Source organism: Streptomyces sp. NPDC041784 (genome assembly GCF_055591025.1).
Map to the genome: position 1 here is coordinate 38,405 of NZ_JBVJAB010000012.1, position 17,058 is coordinate 55,462.

General features: G+C 69.9%; 12 protein-coding genes. 7 read left to right on the forward strand and 5 right to left on the reverse strand.

Translation table 11 applies throughout. The features are described 5' to 3' along the window. A complete protein-coding gene (locus tag ACZ6D7_RS25325; protein ID WP_469494905.1) occupies window positions 1–498 on the forward strand; it encodes a phosphoribosyltransferase in 498 nt (165 codons plus the stop codon). Between the two features lie 94 nt (window positions 499–592). On the opposite strand, the gene ACZ6D7_RS25330 is transcribed toward ACZ6D7_RS25325, so the two are convergent. Both ACZ6D7_RS25330 and ACZ6D7_RS25335 read right to left on the reverse strand, forming a co-directional pair. Then, complete coding sequence (locus ACZ6D7_RS25330) at window positions 593–1,738, reverse strand: Yip1 family protein (protein WP_469494908.1); 1,146 nt, start codon at window positions 1,736–1,738, stop codon at window positions 593–595. Window positions 1,739–1,888: 150 nt separating this feature from the next. Then, a complete protein-coding gene (locus ACZ6D7_RS25335; protein WP_469494911.1) occupies window positions 1,889–4,165 on the reverse strand; it encodes a (Fe-S)-binding protein in 2,277 nt (758 codons plus the stop codon). 236 nt (window positions 4,166–4,401) lie between these two features. Between ACZ6D7_RS25335 and ACZ6D7_RS25340 the strand changes: the two genes are divergently transcribed. The 5 genes from ACZ6D7_RS25340 (at window position 4,402) to ACZ6D7_RS25360 (ending at window position 9,849) form a co-directional block, all read left to right on the forward strand. Beyond that, a complete protein-coding gene (locus ACZ6D7_RS25340) occupies window positions 4,402–5,604 on the forward strand; it encodes an MraY family glycosyltransferase (protein WP_469494914.1) in 1,203 nt (400 codons plus the stop codon). A gap of 95 nt (window positions 5,605–5,699) precedes the next feature. After that, a complete protein-coding gene (gene dnaK, locus ACZ6D7_RS25345) occupies window positions 5,700–7,532 on the forward strand; it encodes a molecular chaperone DnaK (RefSeq protein ID WP_469494917.1) in 1,833 nt (610 codons plus the stop codon). Then, window positions 7,529–8,188 (forward strand): nucleotide exchange factor GrpE, encoded by a 660-nt coding sequence (gene grpE, locus ACZ6D7_RS25350; protein WP_469494921.1) that lies wholly within the window; start codon window positions 7,529–7,531, stop codon window positions 8,186–8,188. Before dnaK ends, grpE begins: the two co-directional genes overlap by 4 nt. Before the next feature lie 33 nt (window positions 8,189–8,221). Next, window positions 8,222–9,397: a molecular chaperone DnaJ gene (gene dnaJ / locus ACZ6D7_RS25355; protein WP_469494924.1), complete on the forward strand. Its 1,176-nt coding sequence runs from the start codon at window positions 8,222–8,224 to the stop codon at window positions 9,395–9,397. A 2-nt stretch (window positions 9,398–9,399) separates the two neighbouring features. Next, window positions 9,400–9,849 carry a heat shock protein transcriptional repressor HspR gene (locus ACZ6D7_RS25360; protein ID WP_469494927.1) on the forward strand — a complete coding sequence of 150 codons (450 nt, stop codon included), beginning with the start codon at window positions 9,400–9,402 and terminating at the stop codon, window positions 9,847–9,849. A 77-nt stretch (window positions 9,850–9,926) separates the two neighbouring features. On the opposite strand, the gene ACZ6D7_RS25365 is transcribed toward ACZ6D7_RS25360, so the two are convergent. The 3 genes from ACZ6D7_RS25365 to ACZ6D7_RS25375 are packed head-to-tail and all read right to left on the reverse strand — an operon-like array spanning window position 9,927 to window position 15,630. After that, window positions 9,927–11,588 carry a PA14 domain-containing protein gene (locus ACZ6D7_RS25365; RefSeq protein ID WP_469494930.1) on the reverse strand — a complete coding sequence of 554 codons (1,662 nt, stop codon included), beginning with the start codon at window positions 11,586–11,588 and terminating at the stop codon, window positions 9,927–9,929. An 8-nt stretch (window positions 11,589–11,596) separates the two neighbouring features. Beyond that, window positions 11,597–13,588, reverse strand: coding sequence for a fibronectin type III domain-containing protein (locus tag ACZ6D7_RS25370; RefSeq protein WP_469494933.1), 1,992 nt, complete (start codon window positions 13,586–13,588; stop codon window positions 11,597–11,599). Window positions 13,589–13,593: 5 nt separating this feature from the next. Then, window positions 13,594–15,630 (reverse strand): fibronectin type III domain-containing protein, encoded by a 2,037-nt coding sequence (locus tag ACZ6D7_RS25375; RefSeq protein ID WP_469494935.1) that lies wholly within the window; start codon window positions 15,628–15,630, stop codon window positions 13,594–13,596. A gap of 303 nt (window positions 15,631–15,933) precedes the next feature. Between ACZ6D7_RS25375 and ACZ6D7_RS25380 the strand changes: the two genes are divergently transcribed. After that, window positions 15,934–17,043: a sugar ABC transporter substrate-binding protein gene (locus tag ACZ6D7_RS25380; protein WP_469494938.1), complete on the forward strand. Its 1,110-nt coding sequence runs from the start codon at window positions 15,934–15,936 to the stop codon at window positions 17,041–17,043. Window positions 17,044–17,058 lie beyond the last annotated feature (15 nt).

The window sequence follows — 17,058 nt, forward strand, 5'->3', positions numbered from 1 at the left end:
ATGAGTGACGTGCGCGAGAACCTGACCTACGAGCGTTTCGGGACCGCCGTCCGCGAGCTGGCGCAGACCGTCGCGGACGACGGCTACGAGCCCGACATAGTGCTCTCCATCGCCCGCGGCGGCGTCTTCGTCGCCGGCGGACTGGCCTACGCCCTCGACTGCAAGAACATCCACCTGGTGAACGTGGAGTTCTACACGGGCGTCGGCACCACCCTCGAGATGCCCGTCATGCTCTCCCCCGTCCCCAACGTGATCGACTTCTCCGACAAGAAGGTCCTGATCACGGACGACGTCGCCGACACCGGCAAGACCCTGAAGCTGGTCCGCGACTTCTGCCTCGACACCGTCGCCGAGGTCCGCAGCGCGGTCATCTACGAGAAGTCCCACTCCCTCGTGAAGTGCGAGTACGTGTGGAAGCGCACGGACGAGTGGATCAACTTTCCGTGGAGCGTCGAACCACCCGTGATCAAGCGAGCCGGGCAGGTGTTGGACGCCTGAGCGCCTGAAGGTGTTCGTGCGCCACGGTGGTGGCAGCGGAAGGGCCCCGGTTCTGTGGAACCGGGGCCCTTTTGTCGTTGTCGTCGCGTGTCGGCTAGAACGTGCCCAGCTTCACGATCGACAGCAGTGCGATCAGCTGGATCGCGGACGCGCCGAGGGCCTTCGGCCAGGGCAGGTCGTGGGAGCGGCTGACCATCAGGGTCAGCAGGGCGCCGGCGGCCACCCAGGTGGCCCAGCCGAGCAGTTGCACGAACGCCGCGTCGCCGCCGAAGAACATCGCGACGATCAGGCGCGGAGCGTCCGTGAGGGACGTGATCAGCATGGAGAGGCCGACCGTCGGCTGCCAGGCGCCGTTGCCGCCGAGCTGGCGGGCCAGGGTGTGGGTGACCACGCCCAGGACGAACGACGACACCACCATCGCCACGGCCGTCGTCAGGACGATCGGGATCGCGTTGGAGAGCGTGGCGTTTATCGCGTCCGAACGGGCCGTGTCGAAGCCGAAGACCGCGAGCAGGCCGTAGAGGAACGTGACGATGAGGGCTGGGCCCCACATCGCGTAGTCCCGCATCTGGAGGAACGTCCGGTTGGGGGACGTGACGATTCCCCGCAGCAGGTCCTTCCAGTGCAGGCGCGGGCCGATCGGGCCCGCCGGGGGCGTGGCGCCCGCGTGGTACGTCTCGCCGCGGCCGTAGTCCTGCCCGCCCGGACCGCCTGCCCCGCCCGGCCCGTAGGGGGCGTGGTCGTCGATCGAGAACGCCTGGGTGTGACCAGGGTTGTTCGCCGCGTACGGGTCCGGATTGCCGTGTCCGCCGTGTCCGCCGGGACCGGGCGGGTAGCCGCCGTCGCCGAAGTACTCCGGCTCACCGCCCTGACCACCGTGCCCGCCGTGTCCCCCGCGCCCGCCGCCGTTCGCCGACGGCCAGCCACCACCGCCACCAGTGCCGCCGCCCGGTCCGCCGTACGGCGGCTGCTGCTGTCCGCCGCGGTACTGCGGACGCTGCTGCGGGTACGGCTGCTGCGCCGGCGGGTAGCCGTACGACGGCCCCGCGGGCCCGGCCGACGGTCCCTGGGGCGCCTGCTGCCCGTACGGAGGGTGTTGCGGTCGCGCTTGCGGGGCGCGGTCGTTCCGTCCGCCGCGTCCGATCCTGAATCCAGCCACGTCATCGAACGTACCTGGTCCCGCACAGTGACGTGCCGGGCCCGGGCTTGTGGACCCGGCTTTGCGGCCGAGCTGTGACATCCCCTAAGGGATGTCACGGTGCTGTGTAAGGGAGTTGGGGGTGCGGTGGGAACGGCGAAGCCCCCGGGTCCGTCCGGACCCGGGGGCTTCGCCGTACGACCGTCGGAGTCAGGCCGTCGGAGTTACGCCTTCGGAGTTACGCCGCCGGAGCTACTTCACCGGCTGCGGCTCCGGCTCGCTCTCCGTCTCCGCCGCGCCCGCCGGGGGCTCGTCGTCGACCGGGGTCTTCACGGACTCCAGGAGGAGCTGGGCGACGTCCACGACCTGGATGGACTCCTTGGCCTTGCCGTCGTTCTTCTTGCCGTTCACGGAGTCCGTGAGCATGACGAGGCAGAACGGGCAGGCGGTGGAGACGATGTCCGGGTTCAGGGACAGGGCCTCGTCGACGCGCTCGTTGTTGATGCGCTTGCCGATCCGCTCCTCCATCCACATCCGCGCACCGCCGGCGCCGCAGCAGAAGCCGCGCTCCTTGTGGCGGTGCATCTCCTGCTGGCGCAGGCCCGGGACGGCGCTCATGATCTCGCGCGGCGGCGTGTAGATCTTGTTGTGGCGGCCCAGGTAGCAGGGGTCGTGGTACGTGATGATGCCCTCGACCGGGGTGACCGGGATCAGCTTGCCCTCGTCCACCAGGTGCTGGAGCAGCTGGGTGTGGTGGATGACCTCGTAGTCGCCGCCGAGCTGCGGGTACTCGTTGCCGATGGTGTTGAGGCAGTGCGGGCAGGTGGCGACGATCTTCTTCGCCGACTTCGGCTTCTTCGTCGACTCGTCCTCGTCGTCCTCGCCGAACGCCATGTTCAGAGCGGCGACGTTCTCCATGCCGAGTTCCTGGAACAGCGGCTCGTTGCCGAGGCGGCGGGCCGAGTCACCGGTGCACTTCTCGTCGCCGCCCATGATCGCGAACTTGACGCCCGCGATGTGGAGCAGCTCGGCGAAGGCCTTCGTGGTCTTCTTGGCCCGGTCCTCCAGCGCGCCCGCGCAGCCGACCCAGTACAGGTACTCGACCTCGGAGAGGTCCTCGATGTCCCGGCCGACGACCGGGATCTCGAAGTCGACTTCCTTCGTCCACTCGAGGCGCTGCTTCTTGGCCAGGCCCCAGGGGTTGCCCTTCTTCTCCAGGTTCTTGAGCATCGTGCCCGCCTCGGACGGGAACGACGACTCGATCATCACCTGGTAGCGGCGCATGTCGACGATGTGGTCGACGTGCTCGATGTCCACCGGGCACTGCTCGACGCAGGCGCCGCAGGTGGTGCAGGACCACAGGACGTCCGGGTCGATGACGCCGTTCTCCTCGGCGGTGCCGATGAGGGGGCGCTCGGCCTCCGCGAGGGCGGCCGCGGGGACGTCCTTCAGCTGCTCCTCGGAGGCCTTCTCCTCGCCCTCCATGGTCTTGCCGCCACCCGCGAGCAGGTAGGGCGCCTTGGCGTGGGCGTGGTCCCGCAGGGACATGATCAGCAGTTTGGGGGAGAGCGGCTTGCCGGTGTTCCAGGCGGGGCACTGCGACTGGCAGCGGCCGCACTCGGTGCAGGTGGAGAAGTCGAGCAGGCCCTTCCAGGAGAACTGCTCGACCTGGGAGACGCCGAAGACGTCGTCGTCACCGGGGTCGGTGAAGTCGATCGGCTTGCCGCCGGAGGTCATCGGCTGGAGGCCGCCGAGGGCCGTCCCGCCGGTCGCCTCGCGCTTGAACCAGATGTTCGGGAACGCCAGGAAGCGGTGCCAGGCCACGCCCATGTTGGTGTTGAGGGAGACCACGATCATCCAGATGAACGAGGTGCTGATCTTCACCATCGCGGTGAAGTAGACCAGGTTCTGGAGCGTGCCGACGCTCAGTCCCTTGAAGGCCAGGACCAGCGGGTACGAGGCGAAGTACGCGGCCTCGTAGTGCTCCACGTGGTGGATCGCGCCCTCGAGGCCGCGCAGCACGTAGATGGCGAGGCCGATGGTGAGGATGACGTACTCGACGAAGTACGCCTGGCCGGCCTTGGAGCCCGCGAAGCGGGACTTGCGGCCCGGGCGGGACGGCAGGTTCAGCAGGCGGATCGCGATGAGCACGGCGATGCCGAGGATCGTCATCACGCCGATGAACTCGATGTACAGCTCGAACGGCAGGAAGCCGCCGATGATCGGCAGCGTCCAGTCGGCCTCGAACAGCTGGCCGAAGGCCTGTGCGAGGGTCGGCGGCAGGGTCAGGAAGCCGACCGCGACGAACCAGTGGGCGAAGCCCACGATGCCCCAGCGGTTCATCCGGGTGTGGCCGAGGAACTCCCGTACCAGGGTCACACTGCGCGCGTAGGGGTTGTCCGTCCGGGCGCCGGCCGGGACCGGCTGGCCGAGTTTGAAGTACCGGACGAACTGACCGATGGCGCGTGCGAGCAGCGCGACGCCGACCACGGTCAGGACCAGCGACACGATGATCGCGGCGAGTTGCATGAGGGGGCTCCTCGGGCCTGCGAGGGACATTACTAAGCGGTAACTTATGCAGTCCGTCTGAGACTACCCCCATCCAGCGTCGCACTGTAGCTGGCCACGGGGTGATCTGAATCGCTGAGGGTCACCTCAGGTGCCGTCACCCGCCGTCACCCGCCGTCGCCCAAAGGGCGCCACTCGGACGCGATCCGGTCGTGTTATTCGTACCAAATTGGTACATTCATGACTAATTTATATCTGTGCTCTACGGGATCGCCGCCGCCACCACCGCCCTGCTCCTCGCCGCCGTCCTCGCCGCGCTGCTGCGCGTGCCCGCCCTGCGCCTCGGGTTCGTCGACCGGCGGCAGCGGCAGCGACGCGTGCCGCTGTCCGGGGGCGTCGCGGTCGTGCTCACCACCTGTCTCGTCGCGGGTGCCGGGGACTGGTCGGGCGTCGCCCCGCTCGGCGCGGACATCGGCGGCCTGGTCGTGGCGGCCGCCGCCGTCGCCGCACTCGGGCTGGTCGCGGACGTCTGGCGGCTCAAGGCGCGCCTCCTGGTCTTCGGTACGGCGGTCGCGGCGGCCTTCGTCGTGCCGTACGGCGACACCGGCGTGTGGGCGGGAGCGGTGGCTGTCGGCTGGATCACCTTCGTCGCGCTCGCCTTCCGGGCCCTCGACCACGCGGACGGGGTGGCCGGCACGGTCGGCGTGGTCACGGCGTTCGGGGTGGCCGCGTGCGCGGCGTTCGAGGTCCTGGACGGGCTGGCGGTGCTGCTCAGTGTGCTCGCCGCCGCGCTGACCGGCTTCCTCATGCACAACTGGCCTCCCGCGCGCGTGGCGCTCGGTGGGTGCGGATCGCTGTTCGCGGGCTTCCTGCTCGCCTCGGCGGCCGTGACCGCGCGCGCGGGATACGAGGCGGCCGTCGGGGCGGGCGTCCTGTTCGCGCTCACCGCGGTGGCCGGCGCCGACGCGGTCCTGGTCGTGGTGTCGCGGCGGCTGGCCGGACGGCCCCTGCTGCGCGGCGGTCCCGACCACCTCGCCCACCGACTGCGCCGGCTCGGCCTCACGCCCCAGGGGGCGACCGTGCTGCTCGGCGCCGCGGCCTTCTCGGCGGTACTCGTCGGGACCCTCGTGCACAGTGGATGGGCGGGGGCGCAGGCCTTGTGGTGGGTGGCGGGCGGCGCGCTGGCCGTCGTCCTCGGACTGCTGCGCGTTCCGGTGTACGGGGCTGCCCGCGCGGCTCCCCGCGCGCGTGCGGACAGGCGCGCGGATCGGGCGGCACGCGCGCGTGGTGGTCGCCGGGGTTCCCCGGGCGGCGCGCGTCCCGGGCCCCGCCGGGCGCCCGTGTTCGCCCCTCGCCGTCAATCCGAGTCCGCTGCCGGACCCCCTGAATCGGGTGAACGTCGGAGCGGTCGGGCCGCATCTCCGCAGGTCAACGCCTCCTTGCGTGTAAGGAACGGATAAGAGTTGAGTGGGTGCGACTCAGGTCTGTTGACCGGGCGCCGGGTGTCGTGCACACTTGAGTCCGTTCCACTCAAGTCAGCTGGAGGAAGATCACCATGGCACGTGCGGTCGGCATCGACCTGGGCACGACTAACTCCGTCGTCAGCGTTCTTGAAGGCGGCGAGCCCACCGTCATCACCAACGCAGAGGGCGCCAGGACCACGCCGTCCGTCGTCGCCTTCGCGAAGAACGGCGAGGTGCTCGTCGGCGAGGTCGCCAAGCGCCAGGCGGTCACCAACGTGGACCGGACCATCCGTTCGGTGAAGCGTCACATGGGCACCGACTGGACGATCGAGCTCGACGGGAAGCACTTCAACCCGCAGCAGATGAGCGCCTTCATCCTGCAGAAGCTGAAGCGCGACGCCGAGGCGTACCTGGGCGAGAAGGTGGCCGACGCGGTCATCACCGTCCCGGCGTACTTCAACGACTCCGAGCGCCAGGCGACGAAGGAGGCCGGCGAGATCGCGGGCCTGAACGTCCTGCGCATCGTCAACGAGCCGACGGCCGCCGCGCTGGCGTACGGCCTCGACAAGGACGAGCAGATCATCCTGGTCTTCGACCTCGGTGGCGGCACGTTCGACGTCTCGCTGCTGGAGATCGGCGACGGCGTCGTCGAGGTGAAGGCCACCAACGGTGACAACCACCTCGGTGGTGACGACTGGGACCAGCGCGTCATGGACTACCTGGTCAAGCAGTTCCAGGCCGGGCACGGCGTGGACCTCTCCAAGGACAAGATGGCGCTCCAGCGCCTGCGCGAGGCCGCCGAGAAGGCGAAGATCGAGCTGTCCTCGTCCACCGAGACCACGATCAACCTGCCGTACATCACGGCGTCCGCCGAGGGCCCGCTGCACCTGGACGAGAAGCTCACCCGCGCCCAGTTCCAGCAGCTGACCGCGGACCTCCTGGAGCGCTGCAAGACGCCGTTCCACAACGTCATCAAGGACGCCGGCATCTCCCTCGCGGAGATCGACCACGTCGTCCTCGTCGGCGGCTCGACCCGTATGCCGGCCGTCGCCGAGCTGGTCAAGGAGCTGACCGGCGGCAAGGACGCCAACAAGGGCGTGAACCCGGACGAGGTCGTCGCCATCGGCGCCTCGCTCCAGGCCGGTGTCCTCAAGGGCGAGGTCAAGGACGTCCTGCTCCTCGACGTCACCCCGCTGTCCCTCGGCATCGAGACCAAGGGCGGCATCATGACGAAGCTCATCGAGCGGAACACGACGATCCCGACCAAGCGGTCCGAGATCTTCACCACCGCCGAGGACAACCAGCCGTCCGTGCAGATCCAGGTCTACCAGGGCGAGCGCGAGATCGCGGCGTACAACAAGAAGCTCGGGATGTTCGAGCTGACCGGTCTGCCGCCCGCCCCGCGCGGTGTCCCGCAGATCGAGGTCTCCTTCGACATCGACGCCAACGGCATCATGCACGTGACCGCGAAGGACCTCGGCACGGGCAAGGAGCAGAAGATGACCGTCACCGGCGGCTCCTCGCTGCCGAAGGACGAGGTCGACCGCATGCGCCAGGAGGCCGAGCAGTACGCGGACGAGGACCACCGCCGCCGCGAGGCCGCCGAGGCCCGCAACCAGGGCGAGCAGCTCGTCTACCAGACCGAGAAGTTCCTCAAGGACAACGAGGACAAGGTCCCGGGCGAGATCAAGGCCGAGGTCGAGGAGGCCCTTGCCGAGCTGAAGGAGAAGCTCAAGGGCGAGGACACCGCCGAGATCCGCACGGCCACCGAGAAGGTCGCGGCCGTCTCCCAGAAGCTCGGCCAGGCCATGTACGCCGACGCCCAGGCCGCGCAGGCCGCCGGCGGCGCCGAGGCCCCGAAGGCCGACGACGACGTGGTGGACGCCGAGATCGTCGACGACGAGCGCAAGGACGGTGCCGCGTGACGGAGGAGACCCCGGGCTTCGAGGAGAAGCCCGACGTCCCCTCCGGCGCCACCCCTGAAGACGCCGAGCCGAAGGCCGCCGCCTCCCCCTCCGGGGAGGGGGCGGCCCCGGCCGGGGACGCGAACCAGACAGCCGGTCTGGTGGCCCAGCTGGACCAGGTGCGCACCGCGCTCGGCGAGCGCACCGCGGACCTCCAGCGCCTCCAGGCCGAGTACCAGAACTACCGCCGCCGGGTCGAGCGTGACCGGATCGCGGTCAAGGAGATCGCCATCGCGAACCTCCTGACCGAGCTCCTGCCCGTGCTCGACGACATCGGCCGCGCGCGGGAGCACGGAGAACTCGTCGGCGGCTTCAAGTCGGTGGCGGAGTCCCTCGAGACCGTCGCGGCGAAGATGGGCCTCCAGCAGTTCGGCAAGGAGGGCGAGCCCTTCGACCCGACGATCCACGAGGCCCTGATGCACTCGTACGCGCCCGACGTCACCGAGACGACGTGCGTGGCGATTCTCCAGCCCGGGTATCGGATCGGCGAGCGGACCATCCGCCCCGCGCGGGTGGCGGTCGCCGAGCCCCAGCCGGGTGCGCAGACCGTGAAGGGCTCGGACGAGGCCGAGACGGCGGCCGACGACAAGGAGAGCGGTGGCCCGGACGAGGGCTGAGCTTGAACCGACGCGGAAGGAGGGACGTCGAGGATGAGCACCAAGGACTTCATCGAGAAGGACTTCTACAAGGTCCTCGGCGTCCCCAAGGACGCCACCGAGGCCGAGATCAAGAAGGCGTACCGAAAGCTCGCCCGCGAGTTCCACCCGGACGCCAACAAGGGCAACGTCAAGGCGGAGGAGCGCTTCAAGGAGATCTCCGAGGCGAACGACGTCCTCGGTGACCCCAAGAAGCGCAAGGAGTACGACGAGGCACGCGCCCTCTTCGGCAACGGCGGTTTCCGCCCGGGCCCGGGCGCGGGCGGCTCCTTCAACTTCGACCTGGGCGACCTCTTCGGAGGCAACCCCCAGGGCGGCGGCAGCGGCGGCGGCTTCGGCGGCGGTATCGGCGATGTCTTCGGCGGCCTGTTCAACCGCGGCGGAGCGGGGACGACCCGTACCCAGCCCCGGCGCGGGCAGGACATCGACACCGAGGTCACCCTGACCTTCACGGAGGCCATCGAGGGCGCGACGGTTCCGCTGCGCATGTCCTCGCAGGCCCCGTGCAAGGCCTGCTCCGGCACCGGCGACAAGAACGGCACACCGCGCGTGTGCCCGACCTGCGTCGGCACCGGCCAGGTGGCACGGGGCTCGGGCGGAGGCTTCTCCCTCACCGACCCCTGCCCGGACTGCAAGGGCCGCGGCCTGATCGCGGAGCACCCCTGCCTGGACTGCAAGGGCAGCGGTCGCGCCAAGTCGTCCCGCACCATGCAGGTCCGCATCCCGGCCGGGGTGACGGACGGGCAGCGCATCCGGCTGCGCGGCAAGGGCGCACCGGGCGAGCGCGGCGGCCCCTCCGGTGATCTGTACGTCGTCGTCCACGTCGGCGAGCACCCGGTGTTCGGCCGCAAGGACGACAACCTGACGGTGACGGTGCCGGTGACGTTCGCCGAGGCGGCCCTCGGCGGCGAGATCCGGGTGCCCACCCTGGGCGGCCCGTCGCTCACCCTGAAGCTGCCGCCCGGCACCCCCAACGGCCGCACCATGCGGGCGCGGGGCAAGGGCGCGGTCCGCAAGGACGGCAGCCGCGGCGACCTTCTGGTCACGGTCGAGGTGAGTGTCCCGAAGGACGTGACGGGGAAGGCTCGTGACGCGCTCGAGGCGTATCGCGAGGCGACCGCGGACGAGGATCCGAGGGCGGAGCTGTTCGAGGCCGCGAAGGGAGCATAGGGATGGACGGCCGTCGACGTAACCCGTACGAACTGACCGAGGAGACCCCGGTCTACGTCATCTCGGTGGCGGCCCAGCTGTCCGGCCTGCACCCGCAGACGCTGCGCCAGTACGACCGTCTGGGGCTGGTGTCCCCGGACCGCACCGCCGGCCGGGGCCGCCGCTACTCGGCCCGCGACATCGAGCTGCTGCGCACCGTCCAGCAGTTGTCGCAGGACGAGGGCATCAACCTGGCCGGCATCAAGCGCATCATCGAGCTGGAGAACCAGGTCGTCGCGCTCCAGTCCCGGGTCGCCGAACTGGAGTCGGCCCTGGACGGCGCGGCGGCGGCGATGCAACAGCGCGAGGCCGCGGTCCACGCCTCCTACCGCCGCGACCTGGTCCCGTACCAGGAGGTCCAGCAGACCAGTGCGCTGGTGGTGTGGCGGCCGAAGCGGCAGCCCGAGCAGTAGACACACCCATCCCGCTCAAGAGGCCCGCATGCCGACGAACTGTCGGCATGCGGGCCTCTTCGCTGTCCTCCGGGCCGTCAGCGGCCGACCCAGAAGTCCAGCGAGGAGCTCTGCTCGCCCTGACGCCCGTAGGCGTCAACGGCGTACACGGTGACCGTGCACGGCCCGTTGTAGGGCGGCGTCCAGGAGATGGCGCCCGTGGTCGACAGCCTGGTGCCGCTGATTCCGCAGGCGCCGTCGATCTCCCAGGAGTACCCCTGCAACACCCGCCCCTCCTGGCCCGTGCCGGGCGCGGCCGTGACCTGGATGGCGGACCGCGCGGGGATCCCCGTCGAGACCAGCGTCAGCAGTGGTGCGGCCGGGCCGGTCGCGGTGGCCGGCGAGAGCCGGTCGACGACCGCCTCGGCGGAGGGCACCGACTCCAGGCCCGTGGCGTCGACGGCGGCGACGTAGTAGTACGCCTTGCCCTGCGGGGCGGAGGTGTCCTCGTACGACGTCGTGGAGGTGCTGCCCAGCAGCGACCAGGCGGCCGTCGCCGACGTGCGCCGGTAGACACGGAAGCCCGTCGCGTCCGCCGCGTCCGAGGACCAGGTGACGAGAGTCGAGGCGTCCGAGGGAGCGCCCTGGACGCCGGTCGGGGCGGGGACGGCGGAGGCGGTCGGGCGGGTGACCGTCACCGGCGCGGAGGCCGACGCGATGTTGCCCGCGCCGTCGACGGCCTGCACGGTGTAGGAGTACGCCGTCCCCGGCTCCGCCAGGGCATCGGCGTACGACGTGCCGAACACGGTCGCCGGCCCGTCCTGGTCCTGCTGCCCCACCGGCGCGCCCCACACCTCGTAGTGGTGGACGTCCTTCGACGAGGACGCCTGCCAGGTGAGGGAGCTGCCCGCGGTGGTGCCCGTCCCGGCGAGGCCGGTGACCTGGGCCGGCGCGGTCCGGTCCACGGTGACGACGGACTTGTCCGCCGAACCGGCCGACTCGTTGCCCGCCTTGTCGTAGGCCCGCACCTCGTACAGGTACGTGTCACCGGTCACCGGCAGGGTCGCGTCGGTGTACGTGGTGGCGGTGGTGGACGCCAGCCGGGTCCAGGTGGCGACACCCTGCGGCCGCCGGTAGATCCGGTACCCGGCGAGGTCCATCTCCTTGTTCTTCGCCCAGGTGAGCTTCGCCGTGCCGGTCGCCGGGGCGTACGTCACGGTCGGCCCCGTCGGCGCCAGCGGCCGCACCTTGTCCACGGTCGCCGAAGTCCGGGGGGCGTACCCGAACTTGACCTTCGCGTTGCCGTTCTCCCAGTTGACGTAGTCGACGCGGAGCGTGTGCTTGCCCTTGGGGAGGGTGAGGTTGAGGGTCTTGGACGCCGTCTTGCCCGTGTCCGACCACAGCGTGATCTTGCGGACGCCGTCGACGTAGACCCGTACGTAGTCCTGAACCGTCACGGACAGTGCGAACGGGCCGCCGGAGCCGAAGTCCCGCGTCACGGTCCAGCGGACGCCGAAGTTGTTCCTGGGCAGGCCGGAGGCGGGGGCCCCGGCGCCCCAGTTCTCGTTGACCGTGGAGTCGCAGTCGGTCTTCTTCGGTGTGCCGGAGAAGGAGGTGTTGGCGAAGAACTGGCGCTTGTAGACAGGGGACGTGCAGGTCGTCGCGGCCGAGGCGGTGGGGGCGGTCACCGTCGTGAGGAGGCCGCCCGCCGTGGCGAGTACCACCGCCGCGGCCGTGGTGGTGCGGGATGCGCGGATCATGTTCTCTTTCAGGGCTCGAGGATCACGTGGTCGGCGCCGGGCAGCGACTGCGTGCCGTCGGCGTAGTGGGCGATCACCCAGTAGAAGTGGGTGGTGCCCTGCGAGGCGGTCGGGTCGTCGTACGAGCGGTCCGGGGTGGTCGCCAGCTGCTCGTACTCCTGGGTGAGCGGGTTCCAGCGGAGGACCTCGTAGGAGGCCGCGGACTCGTCGTTCCAGGAGACGTGCACGTGGCCGCCGCCCTCGTCGCGTGCCGCGACGGTGAGCGGCGAGCCCTCCGGGGTGGCGACGGACGGGGTCAGGTCCAGCTCGTCCACGACGATCGCGTGGGCGGTGCCCGTCGACCTGAAGCTGGAGTTGCCGGCCTTGTCCCGGGCGTCCACGAAGTAGCAGCGGCGGGCGCCGTCGGGGAGGGTGACGTCGGTGTAGGAGGTCTGGGTGGCGCTCAGGTACTCCCACTCCGAGCCGGAGCAGATCTGTTCGTCGCCCTCCTCGCCGAGGAGCTGACCGCGGTAGACGACGTACCGGTACAGATCGTCCTCGGTGTTCGCGGCCCACTCCAGCTCGATGCCGTACTCCGTCGCCCTGGCCGTGAGGCCCGTGACGGCGGCCGGCGCCTTGTCGGAGGAGAGCGTGGTGACGGTCACCGAGTCGGAGAGGGCGGACTCGGCGGCGGCCTCGCTCACGGCCGCCACCGCGTAGTGGTAGGTCGTGCCCTCCTCGGCCGAGAAGTCGCCGCAGCTGAACCGGCGCGATCCGTCGGGGAGTTCCGTGTGGGTGGTGGTGCAGCTCACCCGCTGGGCCGCCGTCTGCCGCACGGGCAGCGTCGTCGAGCGGTAGACGCGGAACTCCCGGTACCGCCCGTCCTCCGGCCGCATCGTCCACTGAAGGGTCGCGCTGCCCTCGCCCGCCGTCGCCGTGAGCGTGCGCGGCGCGCCCGGCGCGAGCGACACGGTCAGGCTCCCGGTGTACGGGGAGACGTGCCCGGAGCCGTCCACGGCTGCCACCCGGTAGGCGTACGGGGTGGTCCGGGGGATCGATTCGTCGACGTAGTGCGCCCCCGGGACGTCCCGGACCTTCTTGACGCCCGACGGGTCGGTCCGCTCCACCCGGTACTTCACCGCGCCGGCGACCGGCCGCCAGTCCAGCTCGGCGGCCGCGCCGGTGTCGAAGACGAACGCCGTGTAGCCGGTGGGCGCCGCCAGCGTGATGCTGGTGACCGGCGCGTCGGCTGTCCCGGGGGACTCGTTGCCCGCCTTGTCGTAGGCGCGGACCTCGTAGGAGTAGAGGGCGCCGGTCGCGGGCGGGGTGTCGGTGCGGGTCGTCGCCGTGGTCGTCGCCACCTTGGTCCAGCTGGTGCTGCCCCGCGGCCGCCGGTAGACGCGGTACCCGGCGAGGTCCATCTCCTGGTTCTTCGCCCAGTTGAGATTCGTCCGGTTGGTGGCGGTGTCGTACGACACCAGCGTGTCCAGCGGCGTCAGCGGCTTCACCTTGTCCACCGTCGCCGAAGTCCTCGGCGTGTACGTGAACTTGGTGTTGGCGTTGCCGGTCCAGTTGACGTAGTCGACGCGGAGGGTGTGCTTGCCCTTGGGGATGGTGAGGTTGACCGTCTTGGAGACGGTCGACGAGACGTTTCTCCAGATGTCGATCTTGCGGACGCCGTCGAGGTAGACGCGGATGCCGTCCTGGGCCGAGGCCGCGAGCGCGAAGGGGCCGCCGGAGCCGAAGTCACGGGTCATGGTCCAGCGGACGCCGAAGTTGTTCGTCGGCAGGCCGGAGGCGGGGGCCTTCGCGCCCCAGTTCTCGCTGATCGTCGCGTCGCAGTCCGTCTTCCTCGGGGTGCCCGAGAAGCTGGTGTTCGCGTAGAACTGGCGCTTGTGGACCGGCGAGGTGCACGTCGTCGCCGCCGAAGCGGGGGTGGCGACCGCGGTGAGCAGGCCGCCGGTCGTGGCCAGCACGACGGCGGTCGCGGGGACGGTGGTGCGGCGCGGTGCGGTTCTCATCGTGGTCAGACTTCACTCGGTAGAAACACGCTGTGGTCCACGTTGCTGAAGGTTTCCGAGCCGTCGGCCGCGACGACCGAGAGCACGTAGAAGTGGGTCGTGCCGGCGGGCGCGGTGGTGTCCCGGTATGTGGTCGCGGTCGGCGCCAGCGGGACGTCCGTGACCCGGACATAGGTGCTCGTCGCCCGGTCCCAGCGGTACACGTTGATGCCGGCGGCCTCCGTGGCCACCGAGTCGGCGCACTCGATGTACATGCCGCCGCTGCTGCCGGTGACCGTCCAGGTGAGCACGGAGCAGGGCGCCGTGTCCTCGGGGATCACCGTCGGAGTGAGGTCGAGTTCGGTCACGGCGACCTTGGAGACCTCCTGGCTCCAGTCGTCGATGTCCGGGTCATCCTGGTAAGTGCGGGAGTTGCCGTAGATGTCGACGGCGACCACGATGTAGTGCGTGCTCTCGCCGTCCGCCGCCTCCGGGGCCACGAAGTACTCGGAGGTACCGGCCGGCACGGTGTCGATGTACTCAGGATCTGTCCACCACTCGGCCTGCTCGTAGACCCAGTACTTCTCCACGTCCGCCGCGGTGCTGTCGTTCCAGTCCAGCTTGACGCCGTACTCCAGCGGCTCGGCGGTCAGGCCGGTCACCGGCGGGGGCGCGATCTCGTCGCCGGGGCGGGTGACGGTCATCTCCGCCGAGCCGGTGGACCAGCGGCCCGCGGTGTTCTTGCGGGTCATCGTGTAGACGTAGGTCACGCCCTGGCGGCCGTCGTAGTCGGTGCAGGAGCGGACCGTGCCGCCGTCCGCCTCGGTGCGGGTGGTCCGGCTGCGGCAGTCGGCCACTTCCCAGGTCCGGGAGCCGGAGGCCGGTGAGCGGTACACGCGGTAGTCGGCGGTGTCGTTGCCCGCGGGCTCGGTGAGCGTGAACACGACGCCGTAGCGGGGCACGGTGGCCGTCACGTTCTGCGGCGGGGTGATGCTCCGGGTGGCGCGCACGACGTTGGAGGCGGTCGCGTTCCCGGTCGCGTCGAGCGCGGTGACCTTGTAGTCGTACGCGCGGCCGTACACCGACCCGGTGGCGTCGGTGTCCGCCCAGCTGGTGGCGGTCGTCTCGGCCCGTTCGGTGTAGGAGGTCGAGTCGGCGGACTTGCGGAAGACCCGGTAGGCGACCGCGTCCGTGGACGCCGTCCAGGAGAGGTCGTTGGAGGCCTCCAGACTCTGGACGGTCAGGGCCGGGGCGGCGGGGCCGGTCGTGTCGTCCGTCCAGGACGGACCCTGGTCGGCGCTGCCCGCCGACTCGTTGCCCGCCTTGTCGTGGGCGCGGACCTCGTAGTAGTACGACTGGCCCGTGGGCGGCGGGGTGTCACCGAAGCTGAGGCCGGTGGTCGTGCCCACCTTGGTCCAGGTGCCGGTGCCCGCCACCCGCCGGTAGACGCGGTAGCCGGCGAGGTCCATCTCCTTGTTCCGGGCCCAGGTGACGAAGGTCGTCCAGTGGTTCTCCGCGTCGGGGTAGGAGTCCCACGCGGCACCGGTGGGCGCCAGCGGCTTCACCTGGTCGACGCTCGCCGTGGTGCGCGGCGTGTACGTGAACTTCGCGTTGGCGTTGCCGGTCCAGTTGACGTAGTCCACGCGGAGGGTGTGCTTGCCCTTGGGGATGGTGAGGTTGACCGTCCTGGACACGGTCGACGAGACGTTCTTCCAGACGTCGACCTTGCGGACGCCGTCGAGGTAGACCCGGATGCCGTCCTGGGCCGAGACCGCGAGCGAGAAGGGGCCGCCTGAGCCGAAGTCCCGCGTCACCGTCCAGCGGACGCCGAAGCTGTTCGTCGGCAGGCCCGACGCCGGGGCCTTCGCGCCCCAGTTCTCGCTGATCGTCGCGTCGCAGTCCGTCTTCTTCGGAGTGCCCGAGAACGACGTGTTCGCGTAGAACTGCCGCTTGTAGACGGGGGAGGTGCAGGTGGTCGCGGCCGAGGCGGGAGCGGCTGCGGCCGTGAGCAGGCCGCCGGTCGTGGCGAGAACGACGACCGTCGCGAGTCTGGCTGGGTTCATGCGGTCCTCTGGTCGGGATGGACGGCCGGGCAGGCCTGTCGTGATCACGACTCGCGAGAACTGGCGTTGGTTGTACGGCTTTTCGCCGTGCCCTCAACCCTGTTTTGGGGAGAGTCCGTAAAGGGTGTTCCGTACCCTCCCCGCTCCGTCTCCATGCGTCTTCACCCGCTAAGCGGAGTGTGATGTTGTTACTTCGTTAAGTAGTATCGCTTGACTGCGATGGGCGCAGACGCGTTGTCTTTTGGGACACCTGGGTCAACATGTCGCACCCATGTCCGGAACGCACCTGAAGTGAGCCCCCGAATGCGTCGTATCGCCATAGCCGTGGTCGCCTCCACGATGACTCTCTCGCTCGCCGGGTGCGGCATGCTCGGCGCGAGTTCGGACACCGCGGACGCGACCCCGACGCGGAGCAACGAGATCACCATCGGTGTGCTCATGCCGGAGAAGACGAACACCCGGTACTCGGAGTTCGACTACCCGATCATCCAGGCGAAGGTCAAGTCCCTGACGCAGAACAAGGGCAAGACCCAGTACGCCAACGCGGGCGCCAGCGCCAAGGTCCAGGGCGAGCAGATGCAGAACATGATCGACCAGAAGGTCGACTGCATCCTGCTCGACGCGGTCGACGCGAAGAAGATCGCGCCGATGGTGACGAAGGCCAAGGAGGCGGGCATTCCGGTCATCGCCTACGACCGTCTCGCCCAGGGCCCGATCGACGCGTACGTCTCCTTCGACAACGAGCTGGTCGGCGAGGTGCAGGGCCGTGCCATCACCGAGGCGCTCGGCGCCGCCGACACCTCCGACAAGATCGTCATGATCAACGGCTCGCCGACCGACCCGAACGCCGCGCAGTTCAAGGAGGGCGCGCTCAGCGAGCTGAACGGCCGGGTGACGATCTCCGCGGAGTACGACACCGAGGAGTGGAGCCCCGAGATCGCCCAGGAGCACATGGCCGAGGCGATCGGGAAGATCGGCAAGGACAACATCTCGGCCGTCTACTCGGCCAACGACGCCATGGCCGGCGGCATCATCAAGGCGCTGGAGGCGGCGGGCGTGAGCGGCTCCGACCTGCCGCCCATCACCGGCCAGGACGCCGAGCTGACGGCCGTGCAGCGGATCGTCAGCGGCGAGCAGTACATGACCGTCTACAAGCCGTACACCGCTGAGGCCGAGGCCGCCGCCGAGGCCGCCGTCGCCAAGGTCCAGGGCCGTGACCTCCAGTTCGAGGCCCTCACCCGCGACGAGGTCGACAGCCCGACCGACAAGGGCATCCCGGCGAAGCTGGTGCAGGTGGTCGCCCTGACCAAGAGCAACATCAAGGCCACCATCGTCGCCGACGGCATCTACAAGGTCTCGGACATCTGCACCGCCGACTACAAGGCGGCCTGCAACGCCATCGGCCTGAAGTAGGTCGCACTGAAGTAG

What these genes read in the sequence shown, in the direction of transcription:
- ACZ6D7_RS25325 (WP_469494905.1), top strand. Translation starts at nt 1, where the DNA reads ATGAGTGACGTGCGCGAGAACCTGACCTACGAGCGTTTCGGGACCGCC.
- ACZ6D7_RS25330 (WP_469494908.1), bottom strand. Translation starts at nt 1,738, where the DNA reads ATGTCACAGCTCGGCCGCAAAGCCGGGTCCACAAGCCCGGGCCCGGCA.
- ACZ6D7_RS25335 (WP_469494911.1), bottom strand. Translation starts at nt 4,165, where the DNA reads ATGCAACTCGCCGCGATCATCGTGTCGCTGGTCCTGACCGTGGTCGGC.
- dnaK (WP_469494917.1), top strand. Translation starts at nt 5,700, where the DNA reads ATGGCACGTGCGGTCGGCATCGACCTGGGCACGACTAACTCCGTCGTC.
- dnaJ (WP_469494924.1), top strand. Translation starts at nt 8,222, where the DNA reads ATGAGCACCAAGGACTTCATCGAGAAGGACTTCTACAAGGTCCTCGGC.
- ACZ6D7_RS25360 (WP_469494927.1), top strand. Translation starts at nt 9,400, where the DNA reads ATGGACGGCCGTCGACGTAACCCGTACGAACTGACCGAGGAGACCCCG.
- ACZ6D7_RS25365 (WP_469494930.1), bottom strand. Translation starts at nt 11,588, where the DNA reads ATGATCCGCGCATCCCGCACCACCACGGCCGCGGCGGTGGTACTCGCC.
- ACZ6D7_RS25370 (WP_469494933.1), bottom strand. Translation starts at nt 13,588, where the DNA reads ATGAGAACCGCACCGCGCCGCACCACCGTCCCCGCGACCGCCGTCGTG.
- ACZ6D7_RS25375 (WP_469494935.1), bottom strand. Translation starts at nt 15,630, where the DNA reads ATGAACCCAGCCAGACTCGCGACGGTCGTCGTTCTCGCCACGACCGGC.
- ACZ6D7_RS25380 (WP_469494938.1), top strand. Translation starts at nt 15,934, where the DNA reads ATGCGTCGTATCGCCATAGCCGTGGTCGCCTCCACGATGACTCTCTCG.